Genomic DNA, 24,183 nt, shown 5'->3' with positions numbered 1-24,183 from the left:
TTGTTGGGAATTCATACGACACTGTAGGTTTATATCGTGCATCTGAAAAAGTAGCGGAGTTCGTGCATCGCACACCGTGCAAAAAATCGTCCACATTCAATAAAATTACCGAGAAAAATGTGTTTTTGAAATTAGAAAACCTGCAAAAAACTGGGTCATTTAAGATTAGAGGCGCTATGAATAAAGTATCACAGTTGAGTGAAGCAGAGTGTGCCAAAGGATTAATCGCAGCCTCTGCTGGTAATCACGCACAAGGTGTTGCTTTTGCTGGAGCAGCGCGAAATGTGCCAGTCACGATTTTCATGCCACTTGGAACACCCGTTTCGAAAGTAAATGCTACGAAAGGGTATGGTGCAACTGTCAAATTAATCGGTCAGAACTTTGATGAAGCATATATAGCTGCTCGTGAGGAACAACTCCGAACAGGAGCAACCTTCATCCATCCTTTTGACGATATAGCCGTTATCGAGGGGCAAGCAACCGTAGCAATGGAGATGCTTCAGCAGCGTCCAGAGCTAGACACGATTGTTGTTCCAGCAGGTGGAGGAGGCTTACTCGCAGGAACACTCCTTGCAGTCAAATCAATCCGTCCTGATATTCGTGTTATCGGCGTCCAATCCATCAACGCCTCAGCAATTGCTATAGCGTATAAAGGAAAAGCAGACGGTCTGCTACCATTCCAAGGCAAAACGATCGCAGAAGGCATAAATGTGAAAACGCCAGGGAATTTGACCATGAACATTATTCATGCACTAGTGGACGATGTGATCACCGTGAGTGAACAAGAAATAGCATCAGCTATCCTATTTACGCTCGAACGCGAAAAAACGCTCATCGAAGGTGCAGCTGCTGCGGCTGTAGCGGCAGTGTTGAATAACAAAGTTCCATCATCCTCAAATAACGTCGGCATTATCGTAAGTGGTGGCAATTTCGACGTTAGCAAACTAGCCGAATGCCAACAATTATGTACAAATATGCCATTAGCTAAATAAGAATATTGAAACACCATTAGCCTTTTGAAGCTAGTGGTGTTTTGTTATGGAAAATTAGGGATGTTGCGGATACTGCTTAGAGTGTTGCGCAAAATAAAAATGTTGTGCCAAAGTGCAGAAAACGTTACGCAAAATAAAATATCTCCATCAACCTCTGAGGAGATTGGGATCCGACTCCTCTACTTGCGATCTATACCTCTAATATGCTATTCGGAACGGCGAAACATAATTCAATCTCATCACTTGACTTAATGCACTAACTAAAATATAATTACTTACGAAAAGTAACTATAAAATCAAACCTTATTGGAGGAATTAACATGAAATATCACAATAAACCAAATACATTTATAGAATTAGTAAAGTTGAAGGTAGTTGATCTTCAACGTTCTCTAGAATTTTATGAGAATATCATCGGCTTTAAAGTGCTAGAACAGCAATCCGACAAAATCTATCTAACTGCCGATGGGGAGACAGCACTACTTTCTATTGAACAACCAGCAGATATTTTGCCGACACAGCAAAAAACAACGGGATTATATCATTTTGCTCTATTGTTACCAACACGTGCGGATTTAGGAGCAGTTTTAAGACATTTTGCTGAGCTTAACATTCGTATTGGAGCTGGAGATCACTTAGTAAGTGAAGCGCTATATCTAAATGACCCAGACGGAAATGGAATTGAGATTTACAGTGATCGCCCAGATACTGAGTGGAAATGGGAAAATGAATTTGTTGAGATGGCAACTCTTCAAATTGATGCTCAAAGTATATTAGCTGAAGGTGCAAATACTGAATGGAATGGACTACCAGCAGGGACTGTAATGGGACATATTCATTTACACGTTTCTGAACTAGCTGAAACGCAAAAGTTTTATAATGCGTTAGGTTTTGACGTTATTACACCTAACTATCCAGGTGCATTATTTATGGGTTCAGGTAAATACCATCACCATATTGGTTTAAACACATGGGCAGGAGTAGGAGCACCTCCTACACCAGAAAACGTAGTAGGGTTAAAAGCTTTCTCCGTAGTTTATCCTTCCAACGAAGCGCTACAGGCTGCAGTTTCTAAAGTAAAAGCATTCGGAACAGAGATTGTAGAAGAAAATGGGACATTTACGGTGAAAGACCCTTCGCAAAATAAAATAAAATTAACGGTGAAATAAAAAAATGACTCCGAGTTAATCGGAGTCATTTTTCTTCTTCTCCCTCAATTATAATACCCTTCCGCATACCGCCGTCGACAACTATTATTTGTCGGTCCTTCTTATCGGAATTAGTTACTTAATCCTTTTCTTCCTCTTTTATAATTTCTTCATTTTTATCACCAACAATTTGGTCTACCTTTGTGACACAATCTGTTTGGATTCGACTTGGACCTTCCAGATTAATTAATATGTCATTTCTTGCGTGTTCTCGACTATGCTTTTCGACAAGATTAGAGTGTCAAGATTCTTTTGTTTATGTGTTGTCGAAATATTGATGATTTTAAAAACTGGTTTTAATTAATTTTCAAATTTGTCTTTGTAAAATTAATGTAAAGTTTCTGAAAACACGCTCATTTCTTTGAAGGATTATGCTATATTTCAACTTGGGAGGTCGGAATACCTATGAAAAAATGGTCTACTATTCCACTGCGAATGAAATATTTAATAGCAATATTTAGTTCTTTTATCTTATTTGGGTTGATGACTATTTTATTGATCGTCCAAGTAATACACAATCAAAACTTAGCGGATGAAATGGAAACGTCCTCACAAAACGTCGAAAGTGTGGATATTATGCGATCTGAAGTAGCTAGTTTATACATCGCTATATCTAATTTTGCTGGAGATCCATTAGATCAATTCGACAAAGATTACGAAGCGAAGAAAGCAAGTTTAGCAAGTCTATTAGTCGAATCTAGTAAGCAAATGCCTAATGTTGATTGGGGAAATTTCTCAGAAACGTTACAATCTATTCAAACTACATATGAGAATAATTTAAAGAAATCAGTAATCAACAAAGAAAATGTTGCTAAAAGAAGACAGCTTCAGTCCATCAATGAAAAATATACAAGCCTAACCATTCTATTAGAAGAAACGAGACAGCATGAATCGGATGAAAGGCAGCTCTTAATAGAAGAAATGTCTGAAAGCCAGAAAAATACAATTGCCATTGTAGTTGTTGCATTCCTAATAGCAGGTCTTCTTTCCCTTGTTCTAGTTTTATTAACAAATCGACAAATAAAAACACAGCTGGCACATGTCGTTTTATCTGCAAAGGAAATATCAAATGGGAATTTAAATAGTCAACCTTTAGAAATATTAACAAACGACGAAATTGGAGAAGTATCTCGTGCGATGAATGAAATGCGTGGAAACCTCATAGACATCGTAAAAACGATTAAATACACTGCGGAAAAATTAAGTGGTAATAGCGTAGAACTACAAGCGTATTCCACCAATACAGTAGATAGTACAAATACTGTTAAACTAGCTATTCATGAGACGAGTGGCAGCATGCTAGAGCAAAAGGAAGCATCTATCGGCATCCGCTCCTTTTTAGAGGAATTCTCCCGTACTTTTGGAGAGGTAACGGAAAAAGTTATTGAGCTGAACGAGTATTCCGCTATTGCAGTAAAAATGGCAGATGACAGTGCAGTGGCAATGAGAAATGCTGCTGGAGAATCCGCAAAATTGCGCTCATTATTTAAAGAAGCAGACCAAGAAAGAGAGTTACTTCAAAATAGAACAGAGGAAATTGCACGTATGACAACAATTGTCCAATCAATCTCTAAGCAAACAAACCTACTTGCGTTGAATGCTGGAATTGAAGCAGCTCGTTCTGGAGAGCATGGCAAAGGCTTCGCAGTTGTAGCAGAAGAAGTGAAGAAACTTGCAGATGAGGTTTCTGGAACAGCTAATAAAATTCACGAAATATCTAATGCTATTACTCAACAAGGTACACAGATGGCGAATGTTTTCGCAGATGGACTAGCTGCATCAAAAAATAATGCAACTACGTTTGAAATGCTCCATCAAAAAATGGATAAAATTGTTGCTTATATAGGTGATTCCAAAAATCAAAATGAACATATGAAAGATTCTATCTTAACAATTGAAGAAGAAAAGAATACTTCTGTGAGACTCATATTTGCATTAATAGAATCTATTGAAAATAATACAGCGCAAATGGAACATACAGAAAACATGCTTTTGTCTAATGTAGAGACAATCGAAAAACTCTCAAAATTGATAAATGATGTCAGTGATCAGGCAATTATTTTGGAAAAATCAAGCACTAGATTTGTAATATAAAAGCTACCTAACAAGTAATAAACAATCTACTTGTTAGGTTTTTTTGTGAGAAAACATTGAAAACACTGAGTTTCTCTTGTAACACAATTGTTACATAACTGTAAAATTAAAAAGGTTTAAGGAGTGGTAAGATGAATTTAGAGAAATAATCAGAAAACTTTAGATCTTGGGGGAACACAATGAACTTAAAATCTCTGTCGCAAAAAGTCATGGCGATCATACTATTATCAGTACTATTAGTTACAGCTCCATTCGCAGGTAATACAGAAGCAGCAAGTTCTGTCAATTCATCGGAATTAGTAGCAACAGCTAAAGATTTGATTGGGATTAAATATCGTGGTGGCGGAACTTCAAAAGCAGGATTCGATTGTTCTGGATTTGTTAGTTATGTGTACAAAGATTTAGGAGTTGGACTTCCAAGAACTTCTTCTGGAATGTACTCTTCAGGATCTAAAGTAAATAAAAGTGATCTAACTTCTGGAGACTTAGTATTCTTCAATACGTCTGGTAAGGGCGTTTCACATGTCGGTATATACATCGGTGACGGCAAATTTATCCATTCTTCGTCTTCGAAAGGTGTAAGTATCGCTAAAGTCAATGATCCTTATTATTGGGGTAAACGTTATGTAGGTGCAAAAAGAGTTACTGATGTGACAGTGGCAGTAAACAAATAAACATATCCATATCAGTTCTATCGTATAATTTACGGTAGAACTTTTTTTATTCTCATATCGTTTGAAAATTTCAAATGAATTCTGCATAATGAAATAAAGGTAGTAGCTTAACCATCGAACGGGGGAAAGGATTTGAAATATAATCGCAATGAATATTTTCGGTATACATTTGGAGAACCATGTGATGCGACATTTCGACTGATTAAACAACATCAAGGCGATGCTGAAGTGGAATTGTCTAAAAAAGGTGCATGCAAAATTATAGATATTAGCCCAAATGGTGTGAAAATGTTTAGTGAATTATTTATATCTATAGAACAGTTACATTATGTGGAATTGAATTTTACATTAGATACAAATCCTATTTCAATGGTTGGAGAATTTGTATGGTCCCATCGAAAATCTTTCGGTCATGAATATGGCATTAAGCTTGTTGGGGATGATGATAGTGAAAAAATGATTATTGCAGAGCTTAAAAACCGTAGACGGAAAGAGATGGAACTAAATAAGTAAATATTATTACAACTTTCGACAAAAAATAAATAAAAACTTTAAAATAAGAAGGATATTTTAAAGGTGGTGTTGAAATATATATATAGAGTTAAATTAAAGGAGGAGTTTACATGCTGAACTTTAACATTCGTGGAGAAAACATTGAGGTGACTCCTGCAATACGTGAATACGTTGAAGGGAAAATCGAGAAAGTAGACCGTTACTTCAACGAAGAAATTCAAGCAACTGCAAACGTTAACTTAAAGGTGTATAACGACAAACAAACAAAAGTAGAAGTAACAATTCCTATGAAAAATTTAACACTAAGAGCAGAAGAGCGCAATGCTGATATGTACGCTGCAGTCGATTTAATCGTTGATAAATTAGAGCGTCAAATTAGAAAGTATAAAACTAAAGTGAATCGCAAATTCCGTGAGCGTGAAGGTGTCGCAACATTTTTTGCAACAATTGATCCACCAGAGGGAGCAACTGAACATTCAGAAGAGGACGAATATAACATTGTCCGTACAAAACAGTTCGACCTAAAACCAATGGATCAAGAAGAAGCAGTATTACAAATGAACATGCTTGGTCATAATTTCTTCATCTTCACAGATGCAGAATCTAATGGTACAAATATTGTTTACAAACGCAGAGACGGAAAATATGGCTTAATCGAAACAAATTAATCAAATAATTTAACATCCCGACTTTCCTCATACTTATGAGGAAAGTTTTTTATTAGATAAAAAGTATATAAAAATGTCCGTTAACACTTGGTTCAAGGGAATAGTAATAATGAATACTCCCATGATTTCCGTTTCAGGTGGAGTACAAAGGCTAAGAACGCCACAACGCGATCGCAACGCCTTCGTGACCAACCTCCTGATAGTTTCTGCCGAAGTCGCCACCTGTAAAGAAAATCAATTAATGTGTAGTACAAACGGAGAGATTTGGTATAGCATATCCCTAACATAAAAAGATTGGGCAAATTTTATTAAACAATTAATTCCATTTAAATTACCGGTAATCTTTTTTGACTTAGGACTGTAGTCCAATGATAGATGCAAAAAACAGTCTTTAATTTAAAGTAATATGTATGGAACTTTCCTTATAGAAAAGAGGTTATTATTGATTGTAGCGCAGCAGGTCGGCGACTCCAGTGGGACAGCACGAGGGAGAGACTACAGGCTCGAGCCGTGCCCACGGAAAGCGTCCGACCTTCGCTACAATCAACGGCATATCTAGGTTTTTGTTGTTAAAAGACAGTACCTTTTTTTGCCCGGTTTATCTTATGATAGATGAACAAAGCAGCATTTAATTTATCCCATTAGGATAGAGAAAGCCCGATTATTTATACGATACTTTAAGCATCTCTTCTTAATTGATTGTAGCGCAGGTCGGGGACTCCAGTGGGAGAGCTCGAGGGAGAGACTACAGGCTCGAGCCGTGCCCATGAAAAGCGTCCGTCCTTCGCTACAATCAACTGCATAACTAAGTTTTTGTTCTTTATTAGTGAACCTTATTTGCGTGACTTTACAACGAATGGTAAAATGGAGAGTAAGACTAAATGGGAAGTGAAAATAGATGCTTGGTGTATTAAACAAAGTGTTCGATTTGAATAAACGTGAACTAAAACGCTTAGAAAAAATGGCAGATAAAGTAGAAGCACTTGAAAGTAAGATGGAAGCCTTGTCTGATGATGAGCTTCGTTCGAAAACAGATGAGTTTCGTGATCGTCATACAAAAGGTGAAAGCTTAGATAGTTTATTACCAGAAGCATTTGCAGTAGCACGTGAAGGATCTAAACGTGTTCTTGGAATGTTCCCATTCCGTGTTCAAATTATGGGTGCAGCTGCACTTCACGAAGGTAATATTGCGGAGATGAAAACAGGGGAAGGTAAAACGCTAACCTCTACAATGTCTATTTATTTAAATGCAATTACTGGCCTTGGTGCACATGTCGTGACGGTAAATGAATACCTGTCTAGCCGTGATGCTGCTGAGATGGGGAAATTGTATAATTTCCTAGGGTTAACTGTTGGATTGAACTTAAATTCTTTGTCAAAAGAAGAAAAACGTGAAGCATATGCGGCGGATGTTACTTATTCCACGAACAACGAGCTTGGGTTTGATTATTTACGAGATAATATGGTTTTGTATAAAGAAGATAAGGTTCAACGACCGCTTCACTATGCAGTAATTGATGAAGTTGACTCAATCTTAATAGATGAAGCGAGAACACCTTTAATCATTTCCGGACAAGCAAACAAAGCAGCACTGCTTTATAAACAAGCAAATGCATTTGTACGTACATTAACAAAGGAAGTAGATTATTCTTATGAGGAATCTACAAAAGGTGTAACTCTAACGGATACTGGTGTAGAGAAAGTAGAAAAAGCTTTTAACATAGATAATTTATTTGATTTGACTCATGTTCGCTTAAATCATGCAGTCAATCAATCACTAAAAGCCCATGCTTCTATGCATTTGGATGTCGATTATGTCGTTCAGGATGGCGATGTTGTTATTGTCGATTCGTTTACGGGTCGTCTTATGAAAGGTCGTCGTTATAGCGATGGTCTTCATCAAGCAATTGAAGCAAAAGAAGGATTAGAAATCCAAAATGAATCAATGACGATGGCTACGATCACGTTCCAAAACTTTTTCCGTATGTACGACAAACTTTCGGGTATGACGGGTACAGCAAAAACGGAAGAGGAAGAATTCCGTAATATTTACAATATGAATGTTATTGCGATTCCAACAAACCGTCCGATTGCTAGGGATGACCGTGCAGATTTAATCTATGCTTCGATGAATGGCAAATACGAAGCAGCGGCTGCTGATATCGCAGAACGTAACAAAAATGGCCAACCTGTTTTAATAGGTACTGTAGCGATCGAAACCTCTGAAATTATTTCTAAATTGTTAACGAAACATGGCATTAAGCATAATGTATTAAATGCTAAAAATCATGAACATGAGGCAGAAATTATTGCAACTGCTGGACATTTAGGGTCTGTTACGATTGCCACGAATATGGCTGGTCGTGGGACAGATATTAAATTAGGCGATGGCGTAGTTGAGGTCGGAGGTTTAGCAGTAATTGGGACCGAGCGACATGAATCTCGTCGTATAGATAACCAATTACGCGGACGTTCTGGCCGTCAAGGAGATCCAGGGGTAACACAGTTCTATCTTTCCATGGAAGATGAATTGATGCGCAGATTCGGCTCTGATAATATGCGTGCTATGATGTCTAAGCTTGGAATGGATGACTCTCAACCAATTCAATCGAGAATGGTATCTCGTGCAGTGGAATCAGCGCAAAAACGCGTAGAAGGTAATAACTTCGATTCACGTAAGCGTTTGTTACAATATGATGATGTATTACGTCAACAGCGTGAAATCATTTATAAAGAACGTAACGAAGTATTAGAAACAGAAAATATGCGTGCACTTGTAGAGTCTATGCTATTCGGAGCAATTGATCGTTTAGTTTCCTCTCATACGAGCTCTGAGAATAAGGCAGACTGGAGTTTAAAAGGGATTGAAGACTACGTTCAAGCGAATTTATTGCCTGAAGGGGTAATAACTCAATCAGTGCTAGAAAATTTAACTCCTGAAGAGATGATTGAAAAAATAAAAGAAGAAGTAATTCGCTTCTACAACGCGAAGGAAGAAGAAATGACTGCTGAACGTATGCGTGAGTTCGAAAAAGTAGTATTACTTCGTTCAATTGACTCGAAATGGATCGATCATATCGATGCAATGGATCAGCTTCGCCAAGGAATCCATTTACGTGCATACGGTCAAACGGATCCACTTCGCGAATACCAAAGTGAAGGATTTGCAATGTTCGAAGCTATGGTCGATTCTATCCAAGAAGACGTTGCGAAGTATGCGATGAAAGCAGAAATTCGCAATAACCTAGAACGTGAAGAAGTAGCAAAAGGGCAGGCTGTCAATCCGAAAGAAGAAGGCGGACCAGTAAAGAAACAACCAGTACGCAAGCAAGTTTCCGTAGGACGTAATGATCCATGTCCATGTGGTAGCGGCGAAAAATTCAAAAACTGCCATGGTGCAGTGAATTAATAGATAAACGAAAGTCGGAGGAAAACAAATGATAGAAATTGCAACAGTACGTAACGAGCTAGATAGAACTTCAGGAAAGTTAAAAGACTTTAGGGGGTCTCTTTGACTTAGAAAACAAAGAGGTTCGTATTCAAGAATTAGAAGAGATGATGACATTTCCTGATTTTTGGGATGATGCACAAGGTGCTCAAAAAGTAATCAATGAAACCAATGCATTAAAAGCCATCGTAGAAGAGTATCGTAATCTGGAGTCGATGCAAGAAGACTTAGAGATGACTTTGGAATTAATCAAAGAAATGCCAGACGATGAATTACAAGAAGACCTTGGCCATCAACTACAAGAATTCACAAATAAGCTTAGTGATTTTGAATTGCAAATGTTATTGAGTGAAGAATACGATAAGCATAATGCGATTTTAGAATTGCATCCTGGTGCTGGTGGTACCGAGTCACAGGATTGGGGTTCTATATTGCTCCGTATGTACCAAAGATGGGCAGACAAGCATGGATTTAAAGTAGAAACGATTGATTATTTACCAGGTGATGAAGCTGGTATTAAATCGGTAACGTTACTCATCAAAGGACATAATGCATATGGCTATTTAAAAGCCGAAAAAGGCGTCCATCGTCTTGTTCGTATTTCTCCTTTTGACTCTTCAGGGCGCCGACATACTTCATTTGTTTCCTGTGAAGTTATGCCAGAGTTTACGGATGAAATTGAAATCGATATCCGTACAGAAGATTTGAAAGTCGATACGTATCGTGCAACAGGTGCTGGTGGGCAGCATATTAATACGACGGACTCAGCTGTTCGTATTACCCATTTACCTACGAACACTGTTGTTACATGCCAAACAGAGCGTTCACAGATTAAAAACCGTGAACAAGCGATGAAATTATTAAAATCAAAACTATATCAACTGAAAATTGAAGAACAAGAAGCTCAATTATTGGAAATCCGTGGAGAACAAAAAGAAATTGGATGGGGAAGTCAAATACGTTCTTATGTATTCCATCCATATTCAATGGTAAAAGACCATCGTACCAATGAAGAAAGTGGTAATGTTCATGCAGTGGTAGATGGTGAGATTGATCCGTTTATTCACGCATATCTACGTTCAAAAATAAATTAATAGACGTTTTACACACCGATGTTATAATTATATAACATCGGTTTTTTAATTTTTCAGAATAAAAGCGTGGGGGAAAAAGAAATGAATATTAATGAGTTGAAAAACGAAGATTTAATGAGAAAAAACTTCATACTGTTTTTAGCTTATGGATTAGCAGGAGGTCTAGGATTACTAGTACAAATTATTATTCAACAGGCAGCAGTTGTCATAATTTCAATTGGAATTCCTTTTGTTATAACGATTACTTTGTATTTTGTTGCTAGAAAGTCAATACAAATTGCACGTGTTTTTCCTTATTTTGTTGTGCTCTCCGGAGCGATAACAGCGATAAGTATGAGTTATTTTAATGAAGTAAGTATTGCCACAATCGTTTTAGCACTTTTTATCTTAATCTTAAGTAGCTTGCATTCTAACCAAGGTGTTTTTTTATTTGGATACATACTGAGTTTAGGAGCAATGGCTTTAAATGTGGTGCTAGATAATTCAGGTATATTTGAAGGCCGAACTGTAAATGTTTTCTTTATCCAGTTTATCATGGCTCTAGGTATTTTCTTGCAAGTAAGACAAAGTAAGAAGTTATTCACTAATGTCGAAAAGCTGATTCAAGCAGCTAAAGTGAAGTCTGATGAAGATGCTTTCCTACATCAAAAACTGGAAACTGCAGTATCTGTTATTACTACTAATTTGGAGCAAATACGCACAAATACATTCAACACGAACAATGCACAGCAGGAAATGCTTGTGGCTGTTGGGGAAGTTAGTATTGGCTCCCAAAAACAAGCTGATCACGTTGTTGATATTGTAAAAAGTGCAGAGGCAACTTCTGATTCAGTAAAAGAAATGGCTGATCATTTAGAGGAGATTGTTAAACAGGCTGAATTAGCAGAACAGAATGCGTCGGATGGCTCAACGGTTATGGAAAAAATGAAAAAAGAAATTGATCAATTTACAGTCTTTTTCGTTGAACTAAATAAAACATTCAATGGTCTTTCTGAAAAGATTAATGAAACAAATACTTTTGCGAGTGATATTCGTCAAATTACAGCACAAACTAATCTTCTAGCATTAAATGCATCGATAGAGGCTGCAAGAGCTGGAGAACTAGGAAAAGGATTTGCGGTGGTTGCAGATGAAATTAGAAAACTTGCCGGTGTTACTGATCAATCATTAGAAAAAATTGATGACAATTTAAATCAGTTAAATAAATATAATCAAGAAGCTCTAAACAAGCTAGAAAATGGTGTAAATCAAATTTACGCTCAAGTATCTACAGTTGACGAATCAAATAAATCATTTAATAAACTGCATTTAACAATGAAGAATTTACAAGACGAGTTAGCTAAATTCTTGCAAGATGTAGATGTTATTTCTAATAATACGGAATCCATTAATATTAGTACGAATGAGTTCGCGGCAATTATTGAAGAAAGCACAGCGACTGTAGAGGAATTTAACGCTACACTTGTTCAAATAACGGAAGATCAACAAGCGATTGCTAAGTATATAGATGAGACCTACAAAGAAGCTCAAAGCATTAATAATAAATAAATGTTATAGAAAGAGTGTGTCCTCGAGACATGCTCTTTTTTTAAAGACAAGAAACCATTAAAAGACTAAGATCACCCTAGTATTACTGCTGATTTCCATTAAGGTGGACGCGTTTCGCGGGGTGAGCGATGAACTATCACCGTCGATTAGTTCCTAAGGTTGAAAGAGGGCGACGGACAGACATCTGGCATATCAGCATCTCTAAAAAATCAAACGTTAATAATATAGCTAAAAGTCTGTCCAAAGCTCTATGAAAACTAAATATACTGCTTTTGACAATAACCATCATTTGCGTATGTATAAATTTCTATAGTCGAGAGATAACATATATATATAACCTTCCACAACTCCTCATTTTCATTCACTTCACCTCGTCAACACGCTATCTTGATGAAGTTCACAAATAACTTTTCCCTTGTTATACTAGTGCAGGCAAACAAGAAAATGGATGAAAGAGGATATTAAAATGGAAACTAATATTAACCGTAGAAAATATAAAGAACCACATCCCATTATAAAAAATTCGAAGGATTATGTATATGTAATTATTGGCGCAGCCATTATTGCTGTTGCATTTAACGTCTTTTTATTACCAAACCAAGTAGCTTCTGGTGGAGTTAGCGGAATTAGTACAATTTTAAAAGGTGTCTTTGGTTGGGAGCCAGGACTTGTGCAGTATGCTTTCAATATTCCCTTGTTTATAGCAGGACTTTTCTTTTTAGGTGCAAAATTTGGTATTAAATCCTTTGTAGGTACATTAGTGTTGCCGGCGGTGGTGCTAGTGACTGCAAATTGGGATCCTTGGACAATGAATCCGCTACTAGGAGCTTTATTTGGAGGAATTACTGTAGGTTTGGGACTGGGTATCGTTTTTAGAGGCGGTGCGTCCACAGGTGGGACGGATCTAGCTGCACAAATTATTACGAAGTATACAGGATTTTCCCTTGGTACTAGTGTACTTATATTAGATGGGTTAATAGTTCTAAGCGCTGCAATCGTTTTTGATATCGAAAAGGCCCTATATGCCCTAATAGCATTGTTTGTTACGACAAAAACGATTGATCTGGTCCAATTAGGATTTAGTCAATCAAAAATGATTTATATAATTACGAATAAACAAGATGAAATTAGGGATACTATTTATACCGAGATTGATCGCGGTGTAACAAAACTCCCAGCTTACGGTGGATATACAAATGTGGAACGACCAATTTTGATGGTCGTGGCATATCAAACAGAATTCACAAAGTTGAAACATATCGTCAAGACTATTGACCCTGCTGCTTTTGTCATAGTTTCGGATGCCTATGAGGTATTGGGAGAAGGTTTCAAAAGATCATAGGTTTGGTATAATAATTATGCAACCAAATACACTTTAAGGAGGTAGTAACATGAACAAAAAACTATTAGCTTTAATATTTGGAGCAGGGTTAGTTCTAGCTGCATGTGGTGGCGGTAATGATAATGCCGATACTTCTAAGGATACATCTACAAACACTGGAACAACAACTGAAACAGCCTCTGTTGATGCAGAAAAAATTGTTAGCGCAAAATGCATTAGCTGTCATGGTCAAAATTTAGAAGGGCAAGGTAACTTCCCAGCCTTAAAAGATGTAGGTTCACGCCTATCACAAGATGAAATTTTAAATGTTATTGAAAACGGTAGAGGCGCAATGCCTGGTGGAATTATTTCTGGCGATGAAGCTCAGGCAGTAGCTGAGTGGTTAGCAGCTAAGAAATAATGTAAAAAAGTATAACTGTAAGTGAGATCAGCTGCTCTTTTGAGTAGCTGATTTTTTATTTGAAATAAAAGAAGGAATATCCTCGGATGCTGTAGAATTTAGAGGAAGTAGGTAAAATGTATGTCAGTAAAATTCACTAGTTAGGCAAAAACATAGATTGAATTTTAGGTAACATAATTAATTTTACCTATAAATTGAAATCTTATTGTAACAAAAAAATGAGCTACAGATGTTATAATAGGCGTGTTGCATTTTATGACGAAATTAATTAGGTGGTTTATTAATGATAGAAATGATAAATGTCTACAAAAAGTACCCAAATGGTATAGTTGCCGCAAACGGTATCGATATAAAGATAAAGCAAGGCGAATTTGTATATGTAGTAGGACCAAGTGGAGCAGGGAAATCGACATTCATCAAAATGATGTATCGAGAAGAGCGTCCAACTTCTGGTGATATTTTGATAAATGGTGTAAATTTAGCTACACTCAAAAACAGTAAAGTACCACTTTTAAGACGCCAAATCGGTGTAGTGTTTCAAGACTTTAAATTATTACCACGTTTAAATGTATATGAAAACGTGGCATTTGCTTTAGAGGTTATAGAAGAAACTCCTAAAGTAATACGTAAAAAAGTGCTAGATGTATTAGAGTTAGTCGGTCTAAAGAACAAAGCAAGAATGTTTCCAACAGAGCTTTCAGGTGGAGAACAACAGCGTGTCTCTATTGCAAGATCCATCGTTAATACGCCAATGCTTGTTATCGCTGATGAGCCTACGGGAAACTTAGATCCAGAAACCTCATGGGAAATTATGAATATATTCGAAGAAATAAATGCTCGAGGAACAACAATTATTATGGCAACGCATAATAGAGAAATTGTTAATACTATTAGACACCGTGTTATAGCAGTTGAGGGTGGATTAATCACTCGAGACGAATACGGAGGAGAATACGGTTATGAAGGGTAGAACTATAGGAAGACACTTCAGAGAAAGTATAAAAAGCATTAGTCGCAACGGATGGATGACATTTGCTTCAGTAAGTGCAGTAACAGTTACATTATTACTTGTTGGAGTCTTCGTGATGATTATGATGAACTTAAACAAAGTAGCGGATGATCTGGAAAAAGACGTAGAGATTAAAGTTTATGTCGAATTAACTGCCGATGAAGCTTCTATAACAAAGCTAGAACAAGAGATTAAAGAGACAACAGGAATCGCAGAAGTGAAATATTCTCCAAAAGGAGACGAATTAAATAAATTAGTAGTTGATTTTGGTGACGATTTACGATTATTTGAACAACAAAATCCATTACATAATGTATTTTATGCTAAAGCTAACAATCCTCAGGAAACAGAAGCAGTTGCAAAGAAATTAGAACGTCTCGATAATACGTTTGAAGTAAAGTATGGAGAAGGTAAGATAGAAAAACTATTCTCAGTTTTGAACACTGGTAGAAACGTGGGGTTAGTATTGATTTTGGCATTGTTATTTACAGCAATGTTCCTAATTTCTAATACGATTCGTATTACGATTGTTGCCAGAAGAAGAGATATTGAAATTATGAAGCTAGTTGGGGCAACGAATTGGTTTATACGTATTCCATTCATCTTAGAAGGTATGTGGCTAGGGATATTAGGTGCGATAGTTCCTATTACGCTAGTAACAGTACTCTACTATAATGTCTTTAAATTGCTAGCTCCAAAGTTAGAACAGGGAAAACTATTTGAACTGTTAGATTTTTCGCCATTTATCTATCAAGTAAACGGCTTAATATTATTAATGGGAGTACTTATTGGGGTATGGGGAAGTTTCATGTCGGTCCGTAAATTTCTACGTGTGTAATTGGTAAATTGAAGGGAGCAAGAAATTTTGAGAAAACAGTCTACATGGTTGCTAAGAATTATAGCTTTAGCAACTACAGGAGCACTTTTAATAACGACTCCGAGTGCTTTTGCAAATACGTTAAATGATTTGAAGAACGAACAAAAACAGTTAGAGCAAAAGAAAGGTAATATTAACTCAACTATTAAAGAAACTGAAGGTAAAATTAATCAAAATGAATCAAAAATGGATCAAATTTTGGCACAAATAAAAGAGTTAGATTCAAAAATTATTAACACTGAAACACAGATTTCCGAAGTGTTAAATGAAATCAAATTAACGACAACTGAAATTGAAAAATTACGTGCTTCAATTAAAGAGCTTGAAAGAAAAATCGAAGAACGTGATGAACTATTAAAAGAGCGTATTCGCGCTGTTCAAGTTAGTGGAGGATCTGTTAGCTATATAGATGTATTACTAGGGGCCAATAGCTTCATCGATTTTATCGACCGTTTCTCTGCAGTCAATACATTGATGGATGCAGATCGCACAATCCTACAAGAACAGGCTGATGATAAAAAACAATTAGAAGAACAACAAGTGAGCCTCGAGAAAAAACTTCAACAGCAAGAAGACAGCAAAAACAAGCTAGTTAGTTTAAAGGCTTCTCTAGACGGCCAAAAAGCTTCAAAAGGTAAATTAGTAGACCAATTGGAAGTAGAACAAGCGAAATTACATGAAGAAAAAGAAGTATTAGAAACAGAATATGATGAAATTCTAAACTTAAGCCAAGCAACGCAAAATAAAATTGTTGCTGAACAAAAAAGATTAGCTGAGGTTGCTAGAAAAGCAGCAGAAGAAAAGAAACGTAAAGCAGCAGAAGAAAGAAAACGTCAGCAAGCAGCTAGCGGTGGTTCTTCCACTGTAATTCCAAATGTATCGTCTGGTTCTTGGACAAAGCCTGCATCTGGACGATTCACTTCTGGATACGGAACGAGAACTCATCCGATTTATGGAGGGACAAAAACCCATTACGGTATTGATATTGCGAACAGTACTGGTACACCCGTAGTATCTGCAGCAGATGGGGTTGTATCTTATGCTTCTCCGCTTAGCACATACGGAAATGTAATTATGGTGACACATTCTATCGATGGTCAGACTTTCACTTCGTTATATGCACATTTAAGCAGTATTAAAGTTGGTGTTGGACAAGTTGTATCAAAAGGTCAGATTATCGGTGCAATAGGTACTACTGGTAATTCTACTGGACCTCATTTACATTTTGAAATTCATGCAGGTAACTGGGAAGGTATGGCGAAAAACTCTGTTAACCCAATGAGATATATTTCTTTATAATAATACAACGCTTTTCCATTCGTGGAGAAGCGTTTTTTTTGATTAAATAGTAAATTGATAAAGCAGCTTCACTGTAAGTATGATAGTAAAATTCTAAATAACAGTAAACAAGTAATACTGTGATTTCCGTTTCACGCGGACGCTTTCCGCGGGCGAGGTCCAGTCTCCTCGTTCGCTACGCTCTCTGTGGGGTCTCGACTTTCTCGCTGTTCCCGCTGGAGTCGCCACGTTGCACTCCAATCAATAAGTGAGTAGATATTAACTTAATAATTGGACTATCTTAGTATTATAAAAACGATGATTGGATATGGTTAAATAAAAAGGAAATAATTAAAAACTACTATTATAAAATCAATAAGGTATCGCCGGTGCTAAACAGGATGTGCACCTTCCAAACTACATGAGCGCGGGGAATTAGACTTCAAAAGGATGAAGGAGCTGCAAGCGATCATCCTTGAAGGTTCACCATGCGAAGCGTGCGGTAAGCGCATATCCGTATCTGAAAGTTTCTTTTCTATTGTTCTACTTTTACGCCTATTACTCGCTCTTAAGGAGCATATACTCTCGTCGTTTATTAGTTACTCGTGTACACTGGTAGTTTACTCTCTATAATGAATCTTTTATTTACGAGACAGATTATTTATGCATCTTGTACGCTTACTTTTCACTACATAGTCATATTTCCAGTCCAATTAATTCGTATTTAACGGAGTAAATAACATATAATAAGGGCAGTGAAATATTATCGTACCAACAGGAGGTATAATATGAAGAAGAAAATTATTGGGCTTTTTGTTGTTGCCGCAATGGTAGCAATCGCAACGATTTCCTTTGTGAGAGATAATATAGATGAACAAGAAGCTTTTGCTGGTGAACAAATGGGTACCGATATGGCAAATAATGCTGCCAATGAGGGCTTAGGTAAAGGAAATGCTGCACCTAATTTTACACTGACTACATTAGATGGCGAGGTAGTCACACTCGCAGATTATAAAGGAAAGAAAATAGTATTAAATTTCTGGGCAACGTGGTGTCCGCCATGTAAAGCAGAAATGCCACATATGCAAAATTATTACGAGGATATGGCTGAAAAAGAAAATGTAGAAATTTTAGCGGTCAATCTGACGAGTACGGATGTAGGGCTAGATAAAGTGAAGGCGTTTCAAGAGGATTATGCGTTAAGTTTTCCTATTCCTTTAGATGAAGAAGGTTTAGTTGGTGATACATATCAAGCGATTACGATTCCTACTACTTACATGATAGATACGACTGGAACTATACAAAATAAGATTGTTGGACCAATGGATGAGCAAATGTTAACAGACTATATTAATAATTTAAATTAAGAATCGATTATTGGGCAAGTATTAAATTCCTTTTTTCACACATATATTAGTGGAAAAGTAGGAGGTTGAACTTGCGCAAAAGTCGGTTTTTTCTTTATGGATTGATAGTAGTTGTTGTTTTAGGTATCGGGTATATGTGGTTGATGAAACCTTCAGCTACAGAACAAAAAAGCGTCAGCAATAGTCAGGTTATTGATCAGGCGTTTCAGTTAATCAAAAAAGAGGCGGTATTCTCTAAAAATGATAATCTAATCGTGGAAGGTGCTATTCGTGGAATGGCAGAAGCATTGGAGGATCCACATAGTACGTATTTAACAAAAGAAGAAGCAGCGAACCAAGAGGCATCACTTGCCGAGGAACGGGTTGGAATAGGTGCAGAGATTATGCTCTCCGAAGGGAAATTTGTCGTAGTTGCACCGTTAAAGGATTCTCCTGCCTTTAAAGCTGGCTTAAAGCCTCAGGATGAAATTGTTCGTGTAAATGAAGAACGAGTTGAAGGAAAGTCAATGACTGAGTTAATGCAGCTATTAAGTGGTAAAAAAGGTACTAGCATTAAAATGACTGTTTATCGGTCTAGTGAGAATCGCCATGTCGAATTACATATGAAACGTGACACGATAGCGATGCATACGGTTTCTAGTGATATTTATGAAGTAGATGATTATTCAATCGGTGTTGTTAATATCTCATTATTTGGGGAGAAGACAGGAGAAGAATGGGAGAAGCAAACAAAAGCATTAGTAGAACGAGGGATTGATGGTCTTGTTATTGATGTAAGAGGAAATCCAGGCGGCTATTTATACAGTGTTTCTACTATTATAGGTACTTTATTGCCGAATGGCTCTACTTTCGCTTATATGCAAGATGCCAAAGGTGTACTGGAAATGTTAAATACAGAAACAAAGGACAATCAGTATTTAAACAAGATTCCTGCTGTGCTATTACAAAATGGTGGTAGTGCTTCTGCCAGTGAAGTTTTGGCCGGGGCACTGAAGGACAATAAGCGTGCGATGATTGTGGGAGAAAAAAGTTTTGGTAAGGGGACAGTTCAAGAAACTCGTGATCTGCAAAACGGCGGGAAGCTAAAAATTTCTACTCATAAATGGCTAACCCCGAAACAGGAGTGGATTCATCATAAAGGAATTCAAGCTGATTTACAGGTAGAGCCAGATGAATTGTATACGATGGATTTAAAATATTATCAAGGTAATTTTAGAGTTGGTGATTTTGGCGAAGAGATAAAGTATGTGCAACAGGTATTAGGAGCACTTGGCTATAATTTAAGTCGCCAGGATGGTTATTTTGATGAAGATACAGAAGACGCTATTGAAAAGTATCGTCAAGAGAGAAGCTTAGCTGATTTAAACGAGATTGATGATGCACTATTTAAGTCTATATCAGAAACAATTCTAGATTATAAAACTAGCAGAGATAACGATAAACAGTTCCAAATGGGAGTTAGTTATTTACTGCATGATTTGAAATAACAAAGTAAATACAAAATCCTATACGCAAAGCCCTCTACGTTTGTTACAATAATAGGAAGTATAGTTGCAAGTAGGGGGATGCGTATGGTGCAAGAAGTATTAATCGAATTGGTTAAAGGAATTGGACGTTTTTTCCTTCATCCAGCAGTATATATTACGCTTCTCTTCTCGGTATTGATCGGATATGTTCGAGTGAAGAGAGAAAGAAGGCAGTTCCGCACTAGATTACTTTGGGGTTGGACGGAAACAAAGGGATTTTTACTTGACGGGTTAGTTTGGGCTCTTATTTTGTCTGCCATTAGTATTGTTATAGGTTTAGTTATTCCAAATACATGGCTATGGATCTATAGTGCGTGGTTGATAATATTTGTACTCTTATTTACATACCAGTTTGGTTCAGCAGTTTATGCAATTGCATTAGGTGCAGCCACTGTCTATGTGATGTATTCATACAGCTGGTCTTTTGACGTTTTTTCATGGACTTTTTCTGGACAGGATATTCTACAGGCTGGAATTGTACCAATAGCTATTATAGCGGGGTTTTTATTAATCGTGGAAGGTGTACTTATTCAAAAACATGGTGCTACACAAGCTTCTCCAAAGCTAGTGACAACTGCTAGAGGCATGGAAGCAATTGTCTATCATGTGAAAAGATTATGGTTATTACCTATATTACTAATCATTCCGGGCGATGTAATTCCAACCTATCTACCTTATTGGCCACAATTTTCGCTTGGAGAAAATGCTTTCTCCTTAATTTTATTTCCATTTGTAATTGGCTTCCAACAAAAATCTCGACATTCTCTACCTATTCATTTTTTTACAGGTTACGGGAAGATGGTTTGGCAGCTAGGGATCGTTATTACAATAATTGCTGCTATCGGTTATTTTGAGCCGCTAGTTAGTGCAATTGCTCTATTAATCGGTGTTCTAGCAAGATTGCTTATAACAATCATCAAGTATCAACAAGAAAAGACAGGCAATTATGCAGTCTCACCACAATCGAATGGTGTTATGATTGCGGGTGTTCTATCAGATTCTCCAGCGGAGAAAATGGGTCTATTAATAGGTGAGCGTATCGTAAAAGTAAACGGACAGAAGGTTGAAAACGAACAGGAATTATATGAAGCAGTCCAAATAAACGCAGCGCATTGCAGGCTAGAAGTATTGGACTCAAATGGGGAATTACGTCTTCGCCAGCACATACTATTTAGACATGATCATTATCGACTAGGTCTTATCCTAGTAAGATAGGAGAAATTATGGAATCACTATCACTCACAACCCAAATAATATTGGCTATTTTTGCCCCTGCATTACTTGTCATATTGTTTACACGCATCACGTTCAATCATTATGTTGCGTTAATATTAACTGTCGCCCTTTTCACCGCGTCAGTCTATGCAGGCTACACGCATCGATGGTGGATTTATATGATCGACGCTGCATCTCTTACAATTGGCTTCTGGTATAGTACCCATATGAATACGAATACTAATAAAAAAAATCCGCCACTCTGAGCTCAGAGTAGAGCGGATTTTTTGCGTTTAATACTATGTACAAAATTATTAAAACAATAAACTATATATAGCTAGGACTCCAATTGTTCCAAGGACAACAACCATTACATTTGAAAAAAGAAAAGCTAAGCTAAAAGCAACAGCCGTTCCTATCAATCCAAATAATAAATTATCTTGTTGAACATATAAAATGGCTGGGAAGATTAAAGCACCCAGCACGGCATACGGAATATTGCGTAATACACCAGAAATGACCGGAGGCAATTCTTTCCCCTCTAAAAAGGTGAGAGGAAATGCCCTCGGAATATATGTAACTACTGCCATTCCAAGTATTGTCCACCAATACCACATACCCATTATTTTAAGCCCCTTTCGGTAAATTTTTTCCACGCTTTGTATAAATTATTTCGATAAAAATAGAAGATGCCAATGTTGCGACTAAGATAGACCAACCAGTCGATAATAGTCCGGTCCAATAAAAGAATCCATTTATTATAGCTGCTACCAGCGCTAGCATAACTACTTTCCTATTACCTCGCATTGATGGTACGAGTAGACCTACGAACATGGCATACAGAGCGATGGACATCGCTGCTTGTAAAAATGCTGGGAGATTTGCGCCAATAACATGACCAACAGCAGTAAAAACAACCCAGCTACTATATGCTATTACTGCTACACCAAACGCAAAGGGAGTAGCTATTTTCTTTTCTTTTTGGGTAGCTAATACCGAGAAACTCTCATCTGTGATACCAAAAGCGTAAACCCCTTTAATCCACCTTTTTTCACTTTGCATCTTTTCGTTTAGTGCCGCCGTCATTAAGAAGTGACGAATATTAACGACAAATGTATTTAAAACGATTAAAATAGGGTCAACCCCTTTTGAAATAAGCGTAAGGGACATATATTGCGCTGCTCCCGCATAGACGAAAATACTCATAGCAGTGGCTTCCCAAATCGAAAGTCCGGTCGTTTTAGCGAGCAAGCCAAATGTCAGCGCAACCGGAAAATAACCGATCGCAATACTAATCCCAGCTTTCAATCCCGAAAAAAATGAATTGTTATTCACAAATCTTTCACCACCTATATACATAATCAACAAATTATACTATAAGTAGCTAGTTTTATGTACAGTAATATTGGGAATAGTATAAATATACATATTTTGGAGGAGAGCCAAATGCCGGACTGGTTTTCATTAGAAACTTTAACGAATTTAACACAGGAATATCGAGCACTTGGACCACTTTTCGGTATTTTACTGCCCTTTTTAGAGGCCTTCCTACCATTTTTACCGTTAGTCGTATTTATCGTCGCAAACGTCACTGCCTACGGTTTATTGTTCGGATTTCTTATATCCTGGATAGGATCAGTGGCCGGATCGTATGCCGTATTCTTAGTCATTCGAAAATATGGACGAGCTCGTGTATTAGGGTTTATAACGAAACATATGAAAATCCAAAAGCTCATAAAATGGGTAGAGCGAAATGGATTTGGTCCTCTTTTTTTACTCGTTTGTTTCCCATTCACACCTTCTGCATTAGTCAATATAGTTGCAGGACTTTCCGATATGAAGAAAAATACTTATTTCTGGACGTTAGCTTTAGGGAAGCTCATTATGATTTTCGTCGTTAGTTTTATCGGAGCTGACATTAAAGCGTTGATCACCCAGCCTGTTCAAACTGCCATCGTCGTTTTAGTAATCGCTATCCTGTGGTTTGTCGGAAAAGCCATCGAAAAAAGGATAAATAAAAAAGTAGAAGCCGATTTTAAATCAATCGGTAACGAAAGAAAAAGCAAAAAAGGAGAAAGTTTTGAATAATTTTAAGAAAGAAATGTTGGAATGGCTGACAGCTTTAGTAATTGGAATTTTACTCGTAATGTTCATTAGAATGTTCTTGGTGACAAATTACGAAGTAGTCGGTCAGTCAATGATGCCTACATTGCATGACAAGGATAAAGTATTGGTGAATAAGCTTTCTAAAATAGATCATATGGATATTGTGATTTTCCATGGAGATGAAGAGGAAGATTATGTGAAGCGTGTAATCGGTCTACCAGGAGACATGATAAGCTATAAGAACGATGAGCTTTTTATAAATAATAAAAAAGTAAAAGAGCCCTACCTTCAGTCTTTTAGTGCATATGACAATCCCGATGAAAACTTTACGGAGGATTTTGAATTGGATGAACTAACTGGAAGCAAACGGGTTCCACCTGATAAGCTGTTTGTTTTAGGTGATAACCGTATATCCAGCATGGATAGTCGGTATTTTCACTTTGTAGATACAACAGAAGTGGTTGGAGAGGTGCAGGCACGCTACTGGCCATTGTCCCAAGCAACCACTCAATTCTATTCCGAATAATTTCCCTCTCTGTTGTATGTTTTGTACAATAGAGATAGGAGATTATTCTTTTTTTTGATACTACTTAGGACGAATAAATAAAGTGGATCAATTTTCCGTTTCGCGAGTAAACGAACCATAAGCTAGATTAACTGATAAAGTAGCGATAGTAAACTATGGATGAGCGCGAGTAAGGAAGTATCCAAAGCGAGTAACTGGTACTTAAGCAGAGAAGGCTTGGTAAGGTATTTTCTAAATAGCTAAAAGCTGCTAATCTAAAGATTTTGAACTTCATTCTTTAACTAAACTTTTCCAATCA

General features: G+C 37.0%; 22 protein-coding genes and 1 pseudogene. 21 read left to right on the top strand and 2 right to left on the bottom strand.

Annotated features, from left to right (window positions below; translation table 11 throughout):
* Positions 1–62: 62 nt before the first annotated feature.
* The 19 genes and pseudogenes from ACIQX2_RS02180 to ACIQX2_RS02090 all read left to right on the top strand — a co-directional run.
* Positions 63–911: pseudogene (locus ACIQX2_RS02180) on the top strand (threonine/serine dehydratase family protein); the annotation flags it as partial.
* Between the two features lie 401 nt (positions 912–1,312).
* Complete coding sequence (locus tag ACIQX2_RS02175) at positions 1,313–2,161, top strand: VOC family protein (RefSeq protein ID WP_402846505.1); 849 nt, start codon at positions 1,313–1,315, stop codon at positions 2,159–2,161.
* A gap of 444 nt (positions 2,162–2,605) precedes the next feature.
* Entirely contained in the window at positions 2,606–4,294 is a 1,689-nt protein-coding gene (locus ACIQX2_RS02170; protein WP_402846502.1) for a methyl-accepting chemotaxis protein, read from the top strand.
* 179 nt (positions 4,295–4,473) lie between these two features.
* Positions 4,474–4,968, top strand: coding sequence for a C40 family peptidase (locus ACIQX2_RS02165; protein WP_402846500.1), 495 nt, complete (start codon positions 4,474–4,476; stop codon positions 4,966–4,968).
* 132 nt (positions 4,969–5,100) lie between these two features.
* A complete protein-coding gene (locus ACIQX2_RS02160) occupies positions 5,101–5,481 on the top strand; it encodes a PilZ domain-containing protein (RefSeq protein ID WP_402846498.1) in 381 nt (126 codons plus the stop codon).
* Positions 5,482–5,591: 110 nt separating this feature from the next.
* Positions 5,592–6,149: a ribosome hibernation-promoting factor, HPF/YfiA family gene (gene hpf, locus ACIQX2_RS02155; protein WP_402846496.1), complete on the top strand. Its 558-nt coding sequence runs from the start codon at positions 5,592–5,594 to the stop codon at positions 6,147–6,149.
* Positions 6,150–6,872: 723 nt separating this feature from the next.
* Positions 6,873–7,085, top strand: a complete 213-nt coding sequence (locus ACIQX2_RS02150) for a hypothetical protein (RefSeq protein ID WP_402846494.1) — start codon at positions 6,873–6,875, stop codon at positions 7,083–7,085.
* Positions 7,048–9,558: a preprotein translocase subunit SecA gene (gene secA, locus ACIQX2_RS02145; protein ID WP_402846492.1), complete on the top strand. Its 2,511-nt coding sequence runs from the start codon at positions 7,048–7,050 to the stop codon at positions 9,556–9,558. Before ACIQX2_RS02150 ends, secA begins: the two co-directional genes overlap by 38 nt.
* 28 nt (positions 9,559–9,586) lie before the next feature.
* Positions 9,587–10,691, top strand: a protein-coding gene (gene prfB, locus ACIQX2_RS02140) for a peptide chain release factor 2 (protein WP_402846490.1) whose coding sequence is annotated in 2 segments (ribosomal slippage) — positions 9,587–9,652 and positions 9,654–10,691 — 1,104 coding nt in all. Because the reading frame shifts where the segments join, the coding sequence is not laid out codon by codon here.
* 81 nt (positions 10,692–10,772) lie between these two features.
* The gene (locus tag ACIQX2_RS02135; RefSeq protein WP_402846488.1) at positions 10,773–12,239 is read left to right on the top strand and encodes a methyl-accepting chemotaxis protein; all 1,467 of its coding nucleotides are present in this window, start codon (positions 10,773–10,775) and stop codon (positions 12,237–12,239) included.
* Positions 12,240–12,705: 466 nt separating this feature from the next.
* Positions 12,706–13,581, top strand: a complete 876-nt coding sequence (locus tag ACIQX2_RS02130; protein WP_402846486.1) for a YitT family protein — start codon at positions 12,706–12,708, stop codon at positions 13,579–13,581.
* A gap of 49 nt (positions 13,582–13,630) precedes the next feature.
* Entirely contained in the window at positions 13,631–13,981 is a 351-nt protein-coding gene (gene cccB, locus ACIQX2_RS02125; RefSeq protein WP_402846484.1) for a cytochrome c551, read from the top strand.
* Positions 13,982–14,264: 283 nt separating this feature from the next.
* Positions 14,265–14,951 carry a cell division ATP-binding protein FtsE gene (gene ftsE, locus ACIQX2_RS02120; RefSeq protein ID WP_402846482.1) on the top strand — a complete coding sequence of 229 codons (687 nt, stop codon included), beginning with the start codon at positions 14,265–14,267 and terminating at the stop codon, positions 14,949–14,951.
* Positions 14,941–15,828, top strand: a complete 888-nt coding sequence (ftsX, locus tag ACIQX2_RS02115) for a permease-like cell division protein FtsX (protein WP_402846480.1) — start codon at positions 14,941–14,943, stop codon at positions 15,826–15,828. Before ftsE ends, ftsX begins: the two co-directional genes overlap by 11 nt.
* 27 nt (positions 15,829–15,855) lie before the next feature.
* Positions 15,856–17,166: a murein hydrolase activator EnvC family protein gene (locus tag ACIQX2_RS02110; protein ID WP_402846478.1), complete on the top strand. Its 1,311-nt coding sequence runs from the start codon at positions 15,856–15,858 to the stop codon at positions 17,164–17,166.
* Between the two features lie 767 nt (positions 17,167–17,933).
* Positions 17,934–18,512 (top strand): redoxin domain-containing protein, encoded by a 579-nt coding sequence (locus tag ACIQX2_RS02105; protein ID WP_402846476.1) that lies wholly within the window; start codon positions 17,934–17,936, stop codon positions 18,510–18,512.
* Positions 18,513–18,583: 71 nt separating this feature from the next.
* Positions 18,584–19,999 carry a S41 family peptidase gene (locus ACIQX2_RS02100; protein ID WP_402846474.1) on the top strand — a complete coding sequence of 472 codons (1,416 nt, stop codon included), beginning with the start codon at positions 18,584–18,586 and terminating at the stop codon, positions 19,997–19,999.
* A gap of 84 nt (positions 20,000–20,083) precedes the next feature.
* The gene (locus ACIQX2_RS02095; protein WP_402846472.1) at positions 20,084–21,253 is read left to right on the top strand and encodes a PDZ domain-containing protein; all 1,170 of its coding nucleotides are present in this window, start codon (positions 20,084–20,086) and stop codon (positions 21,251–21,253) included.
* Positions 21,254–21,261: 8 nt separating this feature from the next.
* The gene (locus tag ACIQX2_RS02090) at positions 21,262–21,519 is read left to right on the top strand and encodes a CsbA family protein (protein ID WP_402846470.1); all 258 of its coding nucleotides are present in this window, start codon (positions 21,262–21,264) and stop codon (positions 21,517–21,519) included.
* A 48-nt stretch (positions 21,520–21,567) separates the two neighbouring features.
* Here the strand turns inward: ACIQX2_RS02090 and ACIQX2_RS02085 are convergent, their stop codons facing one another.
* The gene (locus ACIQX2_RS02085; RefSeq protein WP_402846467.1) at positions 21,568–21,876 is read right to left on the bottom strand and encodes an AzlD domain-containing protein; all 309 of its coding nucleotides are present in this window, start codon (positions 21,874–21,876) and stop codon (positions 21,568–21,570) included.
* A 4-nt stretch (positions 21,877–21,880) separates the two neighbouring features.
* Complete coding sequence (locus ACIQX2_RS02080) at positions 21,881–22,588, bottom strand: AzlC family ABC transporter permease (RefSeq protein WP_402846465.1); 708 nt, start codon at positions 22,586–22,588, stop codon at positions 21,881–21,883.
* Between the two features lie 111 nt (positions 22,589–22,699).
* Between ACIQX2_RS02080 and ACIQX2_RS02075 the strand changes: the two genes are divergently transcribed.
* Entirely contained in the window at positions 22,700–23,341 is a 642-nt protein-coding gene (locus ACIQX2_RS02075) for a TVP38/TMEM64 family protein (RefSeq protein WP_402846463.1), read from the top strand.
* Positions 23,334–23,885, top strand: a complete 552-nt coding sequence (gene lepB, locus ACIQX2_RS02070) for a signal peptidase I (protein ID WP_402846461.1) — start codon at positions 23,334–23,336, stop codon at positions 23,883–23,885. The genes ACIQX2_RS02075 and lepB overlap by 8 nt, the downstream gene beginning before the upstream one ends.
* The last annotated feature ends 298 nt before the right edge of the window (positions 23,886–24,183 follow it).

The sequence above is a fragment of the Psychrobacillus sp. NPDC096623 genome (genome assembly GCF_044762655.1).
Classification (GTDB): domain Bacteria; phylum Bacillota; class Bacilli; order Bacillales_A; family Planococcaceae; genus Psychrobacillus.
This window is presented reverse-complemented; position numbering and strand designations above follow the sequence as displayed.

Coding starts and splice junctions, on each gene's coding strand:
- ACIQX2_RS02175 (WP_402846505.1), top strand. CDS start 1,313: ATGAAATATCACAATAAACCAAATACATTTATAGAATTAGTAAAGTTG.
- ACIQX2_RS02170 (WP_402846502.1), top strand. CDS start 2,606: ATGAAAAAATGGTCTACTATTCCACTGCGAATGAAATATTTAATAGCA.
- ACIQX2_RS02165 (WP_402846500.1), top strand. CDS start 4,474: ATGAACTTAAAATCTCTGTCGCAAAAAGTCATGGCGATCATACTATTA.
- hpf (WP_402846496.1), top strand. CDS start 5,592: ATGCTGAACTTTAACATTCGTGGAGAAAACATTGAGGTGACTCCTGCA.
- secA (WP_402846492.1), top strand. CDS start 7,048: ATGCTTGGTGTATTAAACAAAGTGTTCGATTTGAATAAACGTGAACTA.
- ACIQX2_RS02135 (WP_402846488.1), top strand. CDS start 10,773: ATGAATATTAATGAGTTGAAAAACGAAGATTTAATGAGAAAAAACTTC.
- ACIQX2_RS02130 (WP_402846486.1), top strand. CDS start 12,706: ATGGAAACTAATATTAACCGTAGAAAATATAAAGAACCACATCCCATT.
- cccB (WP_402846484.1), top strand. CDS start 13,631: ATGAACAAAAAACTATTAGCTTTAATATTTGGAGCAGGGTTAGTTCTA.
- ftsE (WP_402846482.1), top strand. CDS start 14,265: ATGATAGAAATGATAAATGTCTACAAAAAGTACCCAAATGGTATAGTT.
- ftsX (WP_402846480.1), top strand. CDS start 14,941: ATGAAGGGTAGAACTATAGGAAGACACTTCAGAGAAAGTATAAAAAGC.
- ACIQX2_RS02105 (WP_402846476.1), top strand. CDS start 17,934: ATGAAGAAGAAAATTATTGGGCTTTTTGTTGTTGCCGCAATGGTAGCA.
- ACIQX2_RS02095 (WP_402846472.1), top strand. CDS start 20,084: ATGGTGCAAGAAGTATTAATCGAATTGGTTAAAGGAATTGGACGTTTT.
- ACIQX2_RS02090 (WP_402846470.1), top strand. CDS start 21,262: ATGGAATCACTATCACTCACAACCCAAATAATATTGGCTATTTTTGCC.
- ACIQX2_RS02085 (WP_402846467.1), bottom strand. CDS start 21,876: ATGGGTATGTGGTATTGGTGGACAATACTTGGAATGGCAGTAGTTACA.
- ACIQX2_RS02075 (WP_402846463.1), top strand. CDS start 22,700: ATGCCGGACTGGTTTTCATTAGAAACTTTAACGAATTTAACACAGGAA.